Origin of the sequence: Microbacterium foliorum (assembly GCF_003367705.1) — a bacterium.
In the GTDB taxonomy this organism is placed as follows: domain Bacteria; phylum Actinomycetota; class Actinomycetes; order Actinomycetales; family Microbacteriaceae; genus Microbacterium; species Microbacterium foliorum.
The window spans coordinates 1,874,983-1,889,640 of sequence record NZ_CP031425.1; the positions used below are offsets into that span (position 1 = coordinate 1,874,983).

A 14,658-nucleotide genomic window follows, 5' to 3' on the forward strand; every position below is an offset into this window, starting at 1 on the left:
GGATGCACATGATGGTGATGATGTCGATCTCGCGTGCCATGCCTAGAATCTCCCTGGAATGGCCCGTAGATACGAAAAACCCCCGGTGAACCGGGGGTTTTGTCTGTGCGCGATACTGGGATCGAACCAGTGACCTCTTCCGTGTCAGGGAAGCGCGCTACCGCTGCGCCAATCGCGCCCATGTGGGCTATTCAGTTTGTGAGAGGTGGCGACGGGATTCGAACCCGTGTAAACGGCTTTGCAGGCCGGTGCCTAGCCGCTCGGCCACGCCACCGTGTGGATTGACCCCACGTGCGGAAGGCCCTCCGAAGAAGGCCCCTGCACTTGAGCGGATGACGAGACTCGAACTCGCGACCCCAACCTTGGCAAGGTTGTGCGCTACCAACTGCGCTACATCCGCGTTGTTCCCGGTTGTTGTCCCGGGCACTTATGAAACATTAGCCGATGATCGACCGCTGTCAAAACCGGGAGCGAATCTCGCGCGTGTCCGCTGCGGTGGTGCGCGACGGCTCCGAGCGTCCGGTAGTATCGGTTGACGTACCCCTCGGGTATGGGCGATTGGCGCAGTTGGTAGCGCGCTTCCTTCACACGGAAGAGGTCATCGGTTCGAGTCCGGTATCGCCCACAGACAGGCCCCGCACATCCCACGATGTGCGGGGCTTTTTCCGTCGGTCGGGGGTCTCCCTCCGGGCTTGTTAGCCTGGCCGGGTGACCACACTGCTCGACGACTTCCTCTCCGGCGATCGCAGCCGTGTGATCCACGCCCTCTGGCAGACGATCGGTTCTCGGGACCCCGGAGAACTCGATCCCCTGGTCGCTGCCCTGCCCAGGATCAGAAGACAGACGACTGCGCTCGATCTGGGCGGCATGATCTACTCCAACAACGCGCACCTCGAGCACGCGTTCACGAAGATCGAGCAGTATCGCGACGGGAAGTGCTGGTGCGCCGCGTACCCGGGCATCCTCACGAACGACCCGCGCAAGGAGGAGGCCGCCGGCCACATCGTGATCCGGTCGACGAGCGAACCGGGCTGGTCGATGACCTATGACTGCGAGTGCACGGTCTGCGGGCAGGAGTTCGACGTCGAGCAGGGCGACCACCACTTCACCTGGTGGAACTGGGTGCCCCGCGGGCGCAAGCGGCGCCGCGGCGAGGTCTGACGTCGGCAGCCGCGGGTAGAGTCCCGACGTGTCGCCCCTCCGTCTCCCGAGCCCGTGCTCCCTGTGCGGACGCACCGACGCGGTGCGGGTGTCCAGTGCTCTGATGTGCGCCTGGTGCGGATGGCGCTATGGCGACTCCCCCGATCCCGATCTCCCGCGTCCGGTGATCGAGGTCGTGTACTACATCCGCTACGCGCGTCGGGTGAAGATCGGCACGAGTCGCCGCCCGCGCCAGCGCCTGGGCAGCATCCGACACGAAGAGCTCCTCGCGTTCGAACCCGGAGGACGCGAGATCGAACAGGCGCGGCATCGCGAGTTCGCGGACATCCGAGAGGGCGGCGAGTGGTTCACCCTCACGCCGCATCTCGAGAGCCACATCGCCGGACTCCGCACGGTGACCGACCCCTGGCAGCTCTATGCGCAGTGGGTGAGCCGCGCATCGCAGAACTGAAGCCCCCGCACGGGACCGTGGTTCCGTGCGGGGGCTTCAGAGTGCAGAGCGTCAGGCGCGGGCGGCCTTGACCTTCGCGGGCTGCGGCTGCGAGAACAGGACCACGAGGATCACGGCGACGCCGACGACGACGTGAGGCACCCAGACGTTCGGCGCCTCGGTCGAGAAGCCGAAGATCCACGGCGACAGGGCGAGGAAGAGGCTGGCGACGATGTCGAAGACGAGGTGGACCGGCATCGGGATGACGCCGAAGGGGCCCCACTCGTACTTGGTGAACAGGCTGTAGACGATGAGGCCGACGCCGAGCACGATCGGGATGATCACGGCGGGTCCGCCGATGCCCGCGAAGCCGAACAGCCACGGTGCTGCGATCAGAGCCACACCGACGATGTAGTCGAGGATGCCGTGGACCTTGGTGGGGATGAAGCGCATGATTCCTCCTTGATTTCGCCGCTGTGTGCGACTCACAGGTTGTTCGCAGTGCCCACCGCAACGGATTGCCTCCACTGCGCTCCTAGGCTGGGGCGATGCGCACAGAGGCACTCCCCTCCCGCCGTGTCTCGGCGCTTCGCGGCATCGTGGGGGCGGCGGTGATCGGCATCCTCGTCTTCACCTACGTCATCGGGATCCCTCGACAGGGACCGAGCCTCTTCGACTTCTTCGGCTACTTCACGAATCTGACGAGCCTGATCGCGTGCCTCATCCTGCTGAGCACCAGCCTGCTCGGACTCCGTCGACGCCGCGTCCCGGCGGGGCTCACCACCGCGCGCGCAGTGGTGACTGCCTGCATGATCATGGTGGCGCTCGTCTACAACCTCATCGTGCCGGGCACAGGCAGCGCTCCCGCGTGGGTGAGCCTGGTGCTGCACACCGTCTTCCCGCTGCTGCTGGTGCTCGACTGGCTGCGTGTGGGCGATCGGCCCCCGCAGCCGTGGCGTCTGCTCTGGCTGGTGCTGCCCTATCCGATGCTCTGGCTCCTCGTCGTGCTGGGCCGCGGCGTCACAGACGGATGGGTGCCGTACGGCTTCCTGCTCCCCGAGCGCGGTGTGGTGTCGCTCTCCACCACCGTCGCCGCCCTGCTGGTCGCGTTGCTCGTGGCTGCTGCCGCCGTATGGGCGCTCAGCCGGGTGCCTGCGCCGATCTCGCGGGTCAGCCCGCGGTCCACCCGTAGCGGCCGGTGAGAGCGGTGGAGACGCGTCGGTAGCGAGACCGATCGAGCACCGCGGCTTCGCGCCGCAGCCCCGTCTCATGGACGCTGTAGAGCAGCTCGATGTCGACCCAGGATTCTCTTCCCTGGGCGTCCCAGGCGCCGGAACCGATCGAGAGGAAGTCGCGCCGACCGTCGTGGGGCTTGCTCGTCATGCGCAGGGCGTAGACGCGATCGGATGACTGCCGCCCGATCACCAGCAGGGGCCGATCCTTGCCTCTGCCGTCGTTCTCCTCGTAGGGCACCCAGGTCCAGATGATCTCGCCGGCATCCGGAGCGCCGTCGCGCTGGGGCGCATAGCCGATGAGCAGATCACCGATCGATGCGGGGTCGATCCGCACGGTGCCGGTTCCTCGTGTCTCAGGAGCAGACCGCACACGCGAGACCGGGCGTCTCGGACGAGTGTTCGTCCGAGACGCCCGGTCAGATCCCAGTGCTGTGAAGAGGATCTCCGCGAGTCGTGCCAGGATGCCGTTGCGTGTGCTCACACGGTCACCCTAACGGCAGGTCAGGCGTCAGCGAGCGCGTAGCCCTCCTCGCCGTGCACGACCTGGTCGACACCGGCGATCTCGTCTTCGTTCGTGACGCGGAAGCCGATCGTCTTCTCGATCGCGAAGCCGATGATGAAGGCGACGACGAAGGAGTAGATCAGCACACCGAGAGCGGCGATCACCTGGACCGCGAGCTGGCGGGCGTCGCCGCCGACGAACAGTCCGGTGCCGGTGGCGAAGAAGCCGAGGTACAGGGTTCCGATGAGCCCACCGACGAGGTGGATGCCGACGACGTCGAGCGAGTCGTCGAAGCCGAGACGGAACTTGAGCTCGATCGCCAGTGCGCAGACCACACCGGCCAGCAGGCCCAGCAGGAGCGCCCAGCCCGGCGTCAGGTTCGCGCACGCCGGGGTGATCGCGACGAGTCCGGCGACCGCACCCGATGCCGCACCCACGGAGGTGGGCTTGCCGTCCTTGATCTTCTCGATGAGGATCCAGCCGAGGATGGCCGCCGCGGTGGCGCCGAGCGTGTTGATGCCGATGAGTCCGACACCGCCCATGTCCTCCGAGAGCCACTCCGCACCGGCGTTGAAGCCGAACCAGCCGAACCACAGCAGGGCGGCGCCGAGCAGGGTCAGCGGCACGTTGTGCGGCTTCAGGATGCCCTTCTGGAACCCGATGCGCTTGCCGAGGACGAGGGCGAGGGCGAGGGCCGCAGCTCCCGCGTTGATGTGCACCGCGGTACCACCGGCGTAGTCGATCACGCCGATCCCGCTGTCCTCACCGAAGAGCGTGGTGCCGAGGTTCATGATCCATCCGCCACCCCAGACCCAGGCGGCGACGGGGAAGTATCCGACGGTGGCGAAGACGCCGGCGAAGATCAGCCAGCTGCCGAACTTCGCGCGGTCGGCGATGGCACCCGAGATCAGGGCCACCGTGATGATCGCGAACGTCGCACCGTAGGCGACGCCGAGCAGAGCGACGTTCGAGCCTTCACCGGCCGCGAGGCTGGAGAGCCCGATGTCGGCGAAGGGGTTGCCTGCGAAGGCGGTGGGGCTGTCGACAGCGCTCATCGAGAATCCGAAGAGGATCCAGAGCACTGCGACGAGGCCGATCGAGCCGAAGCTCATCATCATCATGCTGACGACGCTCTTGGCCTTCACGAGGCCGCCGTAGAAGAAGGCGACGCCGGGCGTCATGAGCAGTACGAGGGCGGTCGCGGTGATCGCCCAGGAGATGTTGCCTGGAGCATCCATAGTCAAACCTCACATTCGGGAACTGAGAGCTTCAGTGTGACGAGGCCCGATTTCCGGAATGCGTGAGGTTTGTTGCGGCGACGTTACAGGAGCGCCCCGGGTGTGAACATCGCGTTACGCGACACTGCGATCCGCGTGTGTAAGTGCATTGAGTCTGGAGATGGCGCGCAGATACTTCTTGCGGTAGCCCCCACCCAGCATCTCGTCGGCGAACACCTGGTCGAGGCTCACACCGGTGGCGACGATCGGGATCTGCGCGTCGTACACCCGGTCGACGAACGCGACGAATCGCAGCGCCTCGGACTGGTCCGTCAGCACCTGCACGTCGCGCAGGCCGACGAGGTCGAGACCGGAGATCACCCGGAGGTACCGCGAGGGGTGCACTCGAGCGAGGTGGCGGATGACATCGCCGAAGGCGTCGTCGGATGCGGTTCCGCTCGCCGCTCCGGTCTCGACGGCCTTTCCGTACTCGGCGGCGTCGCTCACGACCGCATGACCGTCGAGAGCGCGCTGACGGAAGTCGACGCCGTCGATGCGGATCGTCTGGAAGCTGTCCGCCATGGCGTGGATCTCGCGCAGGAAGTCCTGCGCCGCGAACCGTCCCTCGCCGAGCGCGTTCGGCGGAGTGTTCGAGGTCGCCGCGAGCTTCGTGCCCGTGGGCACCAGCTCGCCGATGAGACGGGTCATCACCATCGTGTCACCGGGATCATCGAGCTCGAACTCATCGATGCAGAGAAGATCCGCGCCCTTGAGGAGGTCGACCGTGTTCTTGTATCCGAGGGCGCCCACGAGCGCCGTGTACTCGATGAACGATCCGAAGTACTTACGGCGAGCAGGCATGGCGTGATAGATCGCCGCGAGCAGGTGTGTCTTGCCGACACCGAAGCCGCCGTCCAGGTAGACCCCGGGCTTGGCGTCGGGTTCTTTCTTCGCCCTGCTGAAGAAACCGCCGCGCTTCATGGGGGCGCCGGGGCCCGCGAAGCGGATCAGCGTCTCCTTGGCCTCTTCCTGCGAGGGATAGGCGTCATCCGCACGGTAGCTCTCGAAGGTCGCGCCGTCGAACTGGGGCGGCGGGACCAGACTCGCCAGCATCTCCGGACCCGAGACGGTCGGCTGGCGGTCGGTCAGGTGCACGATGCCCGTGCGGCTGGGCGTGTCGGTCATCAGAGTCCTGTATCGGGGGCGCACCTGTGTCGAAGTCTTACGAATCGGGTGCAGGGCGCACGGCGTGGATCTATCGTCGAAGTATCGGCTCCACATTACGCCGTCACCACCTGCACCATCGCCGCTCACCGTCTGAGGAGATCCCTGTGGCCATCGAGTTCGACACCACCTCACCCAAGTTCGCCGAGTACTCGGAGCCGGGGCGGCTCGTGAGCACCGAGTGGCTCGCCGAGCGCCTCGGAACACCGGGACTGGTCGTGGTGGAGTCCGACGAGGACGTCCTGCTCTACGAGACGGGGCACATTCCCGGCGCGGTGAAGGTCGACTGGCACACCGAGCTCAACGATCCCGTCGTGCGCGACTACGTCGACGGCGAAGGCTTCGCGACGCTGCTCAGCCGCAAGGGGATCTCCCGCGACGACACCGTCGTGATCTACGGCGACAAGAACAACTGGTGGGCCGCCTACGCGCTCTGGGTCTTCTCGCTGTTCGGCCACGAGGACGTCCGCCTGCTCGACGGCGGCCGTGACCGCTGGATCTCCGAGGGACGCGAGATCACCCGTGACGCACCGACGCCCACGCCGACCGAGTACCCGATCGTGCAGCGCGATGACTCCGCCATCCGCGCGTACAAGGACGATGTGCTCGCCCACATCGGCAGCCCGCTGATCGACGTCCGCTCTCCCGAGGAGTACAACGGTGAGCGCACCACCGCGCCCGCGTACCCCGAAGAGGGCACACTGCGGGCCGGCCACATCCCCACCGCCCAGAGCGTGCCGTGGGCCAAGGCCGTGGCGGAGGACGGCGGATTCCGCCCGCGCGCCGAGCTCGATGCCATCTACCGCGACGGCGCCGGACTCGTGGACGGCGACGAGGTCGTCGCGTACTGCCGGATCGGTGAGCGATCCAGCCACACCTGGTTCGTGCTGAAGCACCTCCTGGGCTTCGAGAACGTGCGCAACTATGACGGTTCGTGGACCGAGTGGGGCAGCGCGGTGCGGGTGCCGATCGTCACGGGCTCGGAGCCCGGTTCCCTCTGACCGTGGAAGAATGACGGGGATGAGCACCAGCGACGTTCCTGCCACCCTCGCCGAGATCCGCGACGGCTTCCTCGAGACACCCGAGGCCGACCGCCTGCTGCTCCTGCTGGAGTACTCGGACGAACTGCCTGCGGTCTCCGAGGAGGTCGCGAATCACCCGGAGATGTACGAGCGCGTGGCCGAGTGCCAGTCGCCCGTCTACATCTACGTCGAGGTCGACGAGGGCATCGTCACGATGCACGCCACGGCTCCGCCGGAGGCTCCGACGACGCGCGGATTCGCGAGCATCCTGGTGCAGGGCATCTCGGGCCTCACCGCCGACGAGGTGCTGGCGATCCCCGACGACTACCCGCAGTCGATCGGTCTCACGAAGGCCGTCTCACCTCTGCGGATCGGCGGCATGACCGGAATGCTGATGCGCGCCAAGAATCAGGTCAGGCAGAAGCGCTGAAGCCCTGCGAGGCCAGCCATCCGGTGATCGCGGTGTTCCAGCCGGTCTGGTCGTAGTTCCACAGCTTCGTGTGGCGAGCGACCGAGAAGCTCGGCATCGTCACGAGATCCGGCCTCGCCCGTTGCAGCGCGTGCGAGGCGTCTGCAGGCACGAAACCGTCGTCGTCGCTGTGCAGGATCAGGATCGGCACCGCCAGTTCATCGGCCCTGGCGACCATGTCGAGCCGGTCGAAGGGAATGGCATCCTCCGCGCCGCTGAGTCGCGCGGTCAGCGGCACCGAGAGTGCGCTCATGGCGAGATCCGGCAGCGGTGCACGCATCCCCGCCTCCCTCGCCTGGAAGCGCAGCACGGTCCGCCAGTCGATCACGGGAGACTCGAGGATCAGCCCGGCGATGCGGTCGCGATGGCCTGAATTGACCGCGGTCTGCAGCGACACGGCGCCGCCCATCGACCACCCCATCAGGATCACCCGCTCGGCTCCGTGCCGCAGCGCGTAGGCCACCGCAGCATCGACGTCGCGCCATTCGGCCGCACCGAGGGCGTAGGCGCCCGCACGACTGCGCGGCGCCTCGCCGTCGTTGCGATACGAGACCACGAGATTCGGGAACCCCGCCGCATGGAGCACCGGCACCGCCCGCAGGCACTCCGCACGGGTCACTCCGCGTCCGTGCACCTGGATGACCCAGGTCGAGGACTCCGCGGGGAAGAACCACGCGGGACACGGGCCGGCAGGCGAGCCGATCAGCACGTTCTCCCATCGCAGGTGCAGCTCACTCGGCGTCGCGTAGTACCAGCCGCTGAACGCCGCATCGCGGTCGACCTGAGCCCCCGTCTCGATCTCGGTCAGCAGCTTGCGTCGCACACTTGTCGCACCGACGCTGAGCACGGCACCGAGCTTGACGTAGCCATAGGTGCCCGAGGTGAACAGGCCGTAGCGCCCCGGCAGCTCGGTGTCGCGCGTACGGGACAGTTCGATGGTCTGCGCACCGGTGTCGACGGCGAGGATCCGCGCATCCGCCGGGCGTTTCGCCGGAATCACCACCCGTCGTGCGATGCGCAGCACGAGCAGGGTCATCGCCGCCCCGAGAGCGAGCAGCACAGGGACAAGGAGCGCAACGGCGTGCCTGAGACTCTTCATCGCTTCCTGACTCTAGCCTGTTGCCGTGACCGCACACCCCGATGCCGGGACGATCTTCGACGACGCCGTGGCCGAACTGCGTGATATCGCGTTCCGCGCGGACATCACGATCCGAGAGATCCCCACGCCGCAAGGCCTCGCCCCGCACGCGCTGGCGCTCGCCGCCGATGTCCGCCCTGATGACGAGGGCGAGTCCGCGTACGGCACCGGCCGCTTCGTGCTCCTGCACGACCCCGACACCCCCAGCGCCTGGGACGGCGCATGGCGCATCGTCATCTTCGCCCAGGCTCCTCTGGAGACGGAGATCGGCACCGACCCGCTCCTCGCCGATGTCACCTGGTCGTGGCTCGTCGACGCCCTGGACTCCCGTGGCGCGGTCTACCACTCGGCATCCGGCACGTCGACCAAGACGCTGTCGAAGGGCTTCGGGACCCTCTCCGTCGAGGGCGACGGCGCTCAGATAGAATTGAGGGCGTCCTGGACACCCGATGGCCCCTTCGCCCCCCACGTCGAAGCCTGGGTCGAGCTGGTCGGGATGCTGGCGGGTCTTCCGCCCGGTTCCGAGGGCATCGCCGTGATCGGCGCTCGAAAGGCAGCACGTGACTGAATACTCCGTGATCTCCGACGTGTCGGAGTTCCACGCGGCCTGCGCCGCCCTGGCAGCAGGTTCGGGCCCGGTGGCCGTCGATGTGGAGCGGGCATCCGGATTCCGCTACTCCCAGCGTGCCTACCTGGTGCAGGTGTACCGCCGCGAGGCCGGCGTCTTCCTCTTCGATCCGCCGGCGCTCGGCGACTTCTCGCCGCTGCAGCAAGCCATCGGAGACGTGCTGTGGGTCTTCCATGCCGCCAGCCAGGATCTGCCCTCGCTGCGGGAACTCGACCTCGTGCCGCACTCCATCTTCGACACCGAACTCGCCTCGCGACTGCTCGGCCACGAGCGCGTCGGTCTCGCCGCCGTGGTCGAGAACGCCCTCGGCATCACGCTCAAGAAGGAGCACTCTGCAGCGGACTGGTCGACGCGACCGCTGCCTGCCGCGTGGCTGGAGTATGCGGCACTGGACGTGCTGCACCTGATCGACGTGTACGAGATCCTGCAGGCGGAGCTCGAGGACCAGGGCAAGACCGAGTTCGCCGCCGAGGAGTTCGCGGCGACGCTCACGCGCCTGCCGAAGCCGCCGAGAGAAGACCCGTGGCGACGGCTCAGCGGACTGCATCAGGTGCGCGGGGCTCGCAATCTGGCCGTCGCACGCTCCCTCTGGCAGGCTCGCGAGTCGTTCGCCCAGGACCAGGACGTCTCGCCCGGGCGCCTCGTTCCCGACCGATCGCTGGTCGCCGCCGTGCTCGCGAACCCCCAGAGCAAGCAGGCGCTCGCCGGCACCAAGGAGTTCCAGGGAAGGGCGAGTCGCTCGCAGATCGATCGATGGTGGCAGGCCATGGTCGACGGCCGCTCGACGGAGGATCTTCCGCGCGAACGCGTGCCGAGCGACACGCTGCCTCCTCCCCGCGCATGGGCCGACCGGAATCCCGAAGCGGATGCTCGGCTCAAGGCCGCGCGACCCGTGGTGGAGGCGACCGCCGAAGAGATGGGGATGCCCACCGAGAACCTGCTGACCCCCGATCACCTCCGTCGCGTCGCCTGGGATGTGCCGGGCCCGACCGCCGAAGACATCGGAGCAGCGCTCGAAGCGCTTGGCGCCCGCCCCTGGCAGATTGCACAGACCGCACAGAAGATCGCCGACGCCTTTGTAGAGGCGGCGCAAACCCCGGACGAGACGCCCGCGGACGCTTCGTAGGTTCGATCCAACCGATTCCTCCCGGTTTCCAGCCCTCCATAGACTGAGGCCACCGCACAAACTTGGAGGCAGAGTGGCCGAGATCTCGGACGTCTTCTTCGTCGATGGAGTGCGCACCCCCTTCGGGCGCGCCGGCGAAAAAGGCATGTACTGGAACACCCGCGCAGACGACCTCGCCGTGAAGGCGACCATCGGCCTGATGGAGCGGAACGCCGCGGTTCCCACGGACCGCATCGACGACGTCGCGATCGCCGCGACCAGCCAGACCGGTGACCAGGGCCTCACGCTCGGCCGTTCCGTCGCTATCTTGGCCGGTCTTCCGCAGACCGTGCCCGGCCTCGCCGTCGAGCGCATGTGCGCCGGCGCGATGACCAGCGTCACGACCATGGGTGCCTCGATCGGCGTCGGCATGTACGACTTCGCCCTCGCCGGAGGAGTCGAGCACATGGGACACCACCCGATCGGCGCCAACGCCGACCCGAACCCGCGCTTCGTGGCCGAGAAGATGGTCGACCCCGGGGCCCTGAACATGGGTGTGACCGCGGAGCGCATCTTCGATCGCTTCCCGCATCTGACCAAGGAGCGCTCCGACAGGTTCGGCATGCTCAGCCAGCACAAGGTGCAGGCCGCCTACGACGCCGGCAAGATCCAGCCCGACCTCGTCCCGATCGCGACCAAGAGCGCCGACGGCGCCTGGGGCCTCGCGACGGAGGACGAGGGCCGACGCCCGCAGACGACCATGGCCGATCTCGCCGCTCTCAAGACGCCCTTCCGCCCGCACGGCCGCGTGACCGCGGGCACCTCGTCGCCGCTGACCGACGGGGCGACCATGTCGCTGCTCGCCGGTGGCGGAGCGGTCAAGGAATTCGGACTCGCGCCGAAGATGCGCATGGTGTCGTTCGCGTTCGCAGGCGTCCAGCCCGAGATCATGGGCATCGGTCCGATCCCCTCGACCGAGAAGGCACTGAAGAAGGCCGGGCTGACGATCGCCGACATCGGGCTGTTCGAGCTCAACGAGGCCTTCGCGATCCAGGTCATCTCGCTGCTCGACCACTTCGGCATCGCCGACGACGACCCCCGCGTCAACCAGTGGGGCGGCGCCATCGCACTCGGCCACCCGCTCGCGGCGTCCGGCGTGCGTCTGATGATCCAGCTCGCGGCGCAGTTCGCTGAGCGCCCCGACGTGCGCTACGGCCTGACGGCCATGTGCGTCGGTCTCGGGCAGGGCGGCTCCGTCATCTGGGAGAACCCGCACTACGACGGCAAGAAGAGGAAGTAAGCGCCGATGGCACACTCGATCTCCGCACAGTACGCGAACGTCGACTTCTCCCCCATCCAGGCACTCACCGACGGCGAGGTGATCACGCACTCCCCCGTGCGCGACATCCGCCTCGCGTCCGGCAAGGTGCTGGCTCTGATCACCCTCGACAACGGCCGCGATCACACGCGTCCGAACACGCTGGGTCCCGCCACGCTCACCGCGCTCGGCGAGACGCTCGACGGCCTCACCGCGCGTGCTGCGGCCGGCGAGATCCAGGCCGTCGGCATCACCGGAAAGCAGTACATCCTCGCTGCAGGCGCCGACCTGTCCGACATCAGCAAGGTCGGCTCTCGAGACGACGCTCGTCTGATCGCGCAGCTCGGGCACAAGGTGCTCGGCAAGCTGGGCGAGCTCGGCGTCCCCTCCTTCGCCTTCGTGAACGGTCTGGCGCTCGGCGGCGGCCTCGAGATCGCGCTCAACTCCGACTACCGCACGGTCGACGCGTCCTCCGCGGCGATCGCCCTTCCCGAGGTCTTCCTCGGCATCATCCCCGGCTGGGGCGGGGCGTACCTGCTGCCGAACCTGATCGGCATCGAGAACGCCCTCGAGGTCGTCATCTCGAACCCGCTCAAGCAGAACCGGATGCTGAAGCCGCAGCAGGCGTTCGACCTCGGCATCGTCGACGCGATCTTCCCGGCGGCGAACTACCTCGAGAACTCGCTCGCCTGGGCGGACGCCGTCCTCGGCGGCAAGAAGGTCGAGCGCAAGAACGAGCCCGGCAAGATCGAACGCCTCACGAAGTGGCCGATCGCCATCAAGATGGCGCGGGGCATGCTCGAGTCGAAGATCGGTACCGTCCCGAAGTCCCCCTACGCCGCACTGGAGCTGCTCGACAAGGCCAGGAGCGGCACGAAGGCGGAGGGCTTCGCTCGCGAGGACGAAGCTCTCGCAGATCTCGTCACAGGCGACCAGTTCGCGGCATCCATGTACGCGTTCGACCTCGTGCAGAAGCGTGCGAAGCGTCCGGTCGGCGCTCCCGATAAGGCCCTCGCCAAGAAGGTCACGAAGGTCGGCATCATCGGTGCCGGGCTGATGGCCAGCCAGTTCGCGCTGCTCTTCGTCCGCAAGCTGCAGGTGCCGGTGCTGATCACCGACCTCGACCAGGCGCGCGTCGACAAGGGCGTCGCTTACATCCACGAGCAGATCGGCACGCTCGAGAGCAAGGGACGCTTGGACGCGGACTCCGCGAACAAGCTGCGCGCACTCGTCACGGGCACGACCGACAAGAGCCTGTACGCGGACTGCGACTTCGTCATCGAGGCCGTGTTCGAGGAGGTCGGCGTCAAGCAGCAGGTGTTCGGCGAGATCGAGAAGATCATCGCCGAGGACGCGATCCTGGCGACCAACACCTCGTCGCTCTCGGTCGAGGAGATCGGCGCGAAGCTCCAGCACCCCGAGCGCCTGGTCGGCTTCCACTTCTTCAACCCGGTCGCGGTGATGCCGCTGATCGAGATCGTGAAGACGCCGACGACCTCGGAGGCGGCTCTCTCGACCGCGTTCGTGGTGGCCAAGAATCTGGGCAAGAACGCGGTGCTCACCGCCGATGCTCCCGGGTTCGTGGTCAACCGACTGCTCGCCAAGGTCATGGGCGAGGCTGCGCGGGCCGTCTATGAAGGCACGCCGATCATCGACGTCGAGAAGGCCTTCGCGCCTCTCGGACTGCCGATGGGGCCGTTCCAGCTGATCGACCTCGTCGGCTGGAAGGTCGCCGCCCACGTGCAGGACACGATGGCAGACGCGTTCCCCGAGCGCTTCTACGCGAACGAGAACTTCCACGCTCTCGCCGAGCTCGATGCCGTCATCGAGAAAGACAAGGGCGGTCGTGTGACCGGCTGGACGAAGCAGGCCGAGAAGCTGCTGAAGCCCGCCGTCGGCTCGACGCCGGCATCGGCCGACACCATTCTGCGGCGGGTGCAGGACGGCCTCGCCAGCGAGATCAAGCTGATGCTCGATGACGGCGTCGTGCCCGAGGTCGAGGACATCGACCTGTGCCTGATCCTGGGCGCCGGCTGGCCGTTCATCGACGGAGGCGCATCGCCGTATCTCGACCGGGAGGGTGCCTCGGAACGCGCCTTCGGCGGAGAGTTCCACACCCCGCAGATCCGCGGCATCGAGAATCGCTGACGGAGATCCGGAGGCCGTAGCGCCGTGCGACGAGCACGGCGCTACGGCCTTTCTGCGCGTCGACCCCGATGCGAGGTGTCCGAGTGGTCAGTCGAGCTGGGCCGAGGCCGGCACCAGCATCGTGAGAGCCGCGACACGGATGCCGATCGTGCATTCCTCCGTCGCCACCCGCTCGCCGTCGGCATACACCGTCAAGCCGGGCGCGGAGATCGCGACCGAACGCACACGACGATGCGAGACCTCCGCGACCCCGAGATGACGGCCTCTCAGGAGTCGGGGAAAGAGCGCGATCAGGCGCAGGCGACCGAGCGTGCGCACATGGACGACGTCGAGCATCCCGTCATCCGGTGTCGCGCCGACGCAGATCGGCATCCCGCCGCCGTAGCTCTCGGTGTTCCCCACCGCGACGAGCGTCCCCGCCGCGTCGCGTGTCTGCTCGCCGTCGAGAGAGATGCGAAAGGGCACAGGGCGAAGACGGACGAGCTCGATGATGAGCGCCAGGTAGTAGCGCAACGGGCCCGACGGCCAGCGCAGGCGGTCGGTGCGCTCGGTGACCCTCGCATCGAATCCCAGGGCAGCGACGGTGAGGAACGGCCGGGTGCTCGCGCCGCACCGCACCTCTCCGACATCGATCACCCGAGGGCGCCCCGTCTGGGCGACGAGCGCGGCGTCGGCGGCGGACCGCAGGGGCAGCCGGAGTGCCCGAGCGAGATCGTTGCCCGTCCCGGCGGGCACGACGGCCACGGGCACGCTCTGATCGCAGAGCAGATCGAGGAGGCCGGACAGGGTGCCATCACCGCCGACGACCACGAAGACGTCTGGCCCTGCCTCCAAAGCCCGAGCCGCGAGCTCTCTGGACTCGGTGAGGGAGGAACCGGTGTAGACGCGCACCTCCACCCCACTGGTGCGCAGACTCTCGATCGCCTCGGCCGCGATCCTGACCGCGCGACCCTTGCCTGCTGCGGGGTTCGAGATCACGGCGACATGACCGGTCATCGTTCGGGACCGCGCATCGGTCTCCACAGCACGCCGATTGCGTGACCGACGGCCGCCATGTCGAG

At 67.5% G+C, this 14,658-nt stretch carries 15 protein-coding genes and 4 tRNA genes; 10 read left to right on the forward strand and 9 right to left on the reverse strand.

Going from position 1 to position 14,658, the window contains the following annotated elements:
* Positions 1–106: 106 nt before the first annotated feature.
* The 3 genes from DXT68_RS08705 to DXT68_RS08715 all read right to left on the reverse strand — a co-directional run bounded on the left by DXT68_RS08705 (position 107) and on the right by DXT68_RS08715 (position 400).
* Positions 107–178: transfer RNA gene (locus DXT68_RS08705), tRNA-Val, on the reverse strand.
* Positions 179–203: 25 nt separating this feature from the next.
* Positions 204–274: transfer RNA gene (locus tag DXT68_RS08710), tRNA-Cys, on the reverse strand.
* A gap of 53 nt (positions 275–327) precedes the next feature.
* Positions 328–400 (reverse strand) — tRNA-Gly (locus tag DXT68_RS08715).
* 152 nt (positions 401–552) lie between these two features.
* Between DXT68_RS08715 and DXT68_RS08720 the strand changes: the two genes are divergently transcribed.
* From DXT68_RS08720 to DXT68_RS08730, 3 genes are all read left to right on the forward strand, one after another.
* A tRNA-Val gene (locus DXT68_RS08720) sits at positions 553–625 on the forward strand.
* Positions 626–708: 83 nt separating this feature from the next.
* Positions 709–1,161, forward strand: a complete 453-nt coding sequence (locus DXT68_RS08725) for a hypothetical protein (protein WP_052677820.1) — start codon at positions 709–711, stop codon at positions 1,159–1,161.
* Between the two features lie 28 nt (positions 1,162–1,189).
* On the forward strand, positions 1,190–1,612 hold the full coding sequence (locus DXT68_RS08730; protein WP_045255051.1) for a GIY-YIG nuclease family protein: 423 nt from the start codon (positions 1,190–1,192) through the stop codon (positions 1,610–1,612).
* Positions 1,613–1,663: 51 nt separating this feature from the next.
* On the opposite strand, the gene DXT68_RS08735 is transcribed toward DXT68_RS08730, so the two are convergent.
* Positions 1,664–2,044, reverse strand: a complete 381-nt coding sequence (locus DXT68_RS08735) for an SPW repeat domain-containing protein (RefSeq protein ID WP_045255050.1) — start codon at positions 2,042–2,044, stop codon at positions 1,664–1,666.
* A gap of 95 nt (positions 2,045–2,139) precedes the next feature.
* On the opposite strand from DXT68_RS08735, the gene DXT68_RS08740 reads away from it, so the two are divergent.
* Entirely contained in the window at positions 2,140–2,793 is a 654-nt protein-coding gene (locus tag DXT68_RS08740; protein ID WP_045255049.1) for a Pr6Pr family membrane protein, read from the forward strand.
* On the opposite strand, the gene DXT68_RS08745 is transcribed toward DXT68_RS08740, so the two are convergent.
* From DXT68_RS08745 to zapE, 3 genes are all read right to left on the reverse strand, one after another.
* Entirely contained in the window at positions 2,762–3,307 is a 546-nt protein-coding gene (locus tag DXT68_RS08745; RefSeq protein WP_082069011.1) for a type II toxin-antitoxin system PemK/MazF family toxin, read from the reverse strand. The genes DXT68_RS08740 and DXT68_RS08745 overlap by 32 nt on opposite strands.
* A gap of 20 nt (positions 3,308–3,327) precedes the next feature.
* Positions 3,328–4,566, reverse strand: a complete 1,239-nt coding sequence (locus DXT68_RS08750) for an ammonium transporter (RefSeq protein ID WP_045255048.1) — start codon at positions 4,564–4,566, stop codon at positions 3,328–3,330.
* A gap of 114 nt (positions 4,567–4,680) precedes the next feature.
* On the reverse strand, positions 4,681–5,730 hold the full coding sequence (gene zapE, locus DXT68_RS08755) for a cell division protein ZapE (protein WP_045255047.1): 1,050 nt from the start codon (positions 5,728–5,730) through the stop codon (positions 4,681–4,683).
* A gap of 146 nt (positions 5,731–5,876) precedes the next feature.
* Between zapE and DXT68_RS08760 the strand changes: the two genes are divergently transcribed.
* Positions 5,877–6,770 carry a sulfurtransferase gene (locus DXT68_RS08760; RefSeq protein ID WP_045255046.1) on the forward strand — a complete coding sequence of 298 codons (894 nt, stop codon included), beginning with the start codon at positions 5,877–5,879 and terminating at the stop codon, positions 6,768–6,770.
* 19 nt (positions 6,771–6,789) lie between these two features.
* Positions 6,790–7,221, forward strand: coding sequence for a SufE family protein (locus DXT68_RS08765; RefSeq protein WP_045255600.1), 432 nt, complete (start codon positions 6,790–6,792; stop codon positions 7,219–7,221).
* Here the strand turns inward: DXT68_RS08765 and DXT68_RS08770 are convergent.
* Positions 7,205–8,359: an alpha/beta hydrolase family protein gene (locus DXT68_RS08770; RefSeq protein ID WP_045255045.1), complete on the reverse strand. Its 1,155-nt coding sequence runs from the start codon at positions 8,357–8,359 to the stop codon at positions 7,205–7,207. The genes DXT68_RS08765 and DXT68_RS08770 overlap by 17 nt on opposite strands.
* A 25-nt stretch (positions 8,360–8,384) precedes the next feature.
* On the opposite strand from DXT68_RS08770, the gene DXT68_RS08775 reads away from it, so the two are divergent.
* From DXT68_RS08775 to DXT68_RS08790, 4 genes are all read left to right on the forward strand, one after another.
* On the forward strand, positions 8,385–8,966 hold the full coding sequence (locus tag DXT68_RS08775) for a DUF3000 family protein (protein WP_045255044.1): 582 nt from the start codon (positions 8,385–8,387) through the stop codon (positions 8,964–8,966).
* A complete protein-coding gene (locus DXT68_RS08780) occupies positions 8,959–10,152 on the forward strand; it encodes a ribonuclease D (protein ID WP_045255043.1) in 1,194 nt (397 codons plus the stop codon). The genes DXT68_RS08775 and DXT68_RS08780 overlap by 8 nt, the downstream gene beginning before the upstream one ends.
* A 73-nt stretch (positions 10,153–10,225) precedes the next feature.
* Entirely contained in the window at positions 10,226–11,431 is a 1,206-nt protein-coding gene (locus tag DXT68_RS08785) for a thiolase family protein (protein ID WP_045255042.1), read from the forward strand.
* Between the two features lie 6 nt (positions 11,432–11,437).
* Positions 11,438–13,597 (forward strand): 3-hydroxyacyl-CoA dehydrogenase NAD-binding domain-containing protein, encoded by a 2,160-nt coding sequence (locus DXT68_RS08790; RefSeq protein ID WP_045255041.1) that lies wholly within the window; start codon positions 11,438–11,440, stop codon positions 13,595–13,597.
* An 87-nt stretch (positions 13,598–13,684) separates the two neighbouring features.
* Here DXT68_RS08790 and DXT68_RS08795 read toward each other — a convergent pair whose 3' ends face one another.
* On the reverse strand, positions 13,685–14,593 hold the full coding sequence (locus tag DXT68_RS08795) for a diacylglycerol kinase family protein (protein ID WP_045255040.1): 909 nt from the start codon (positions 14,591–14,593) through the stop codon (positions 13,685–13,687).
* Positions 14,594–14,658: the final 65 nt, after the last annotated feature.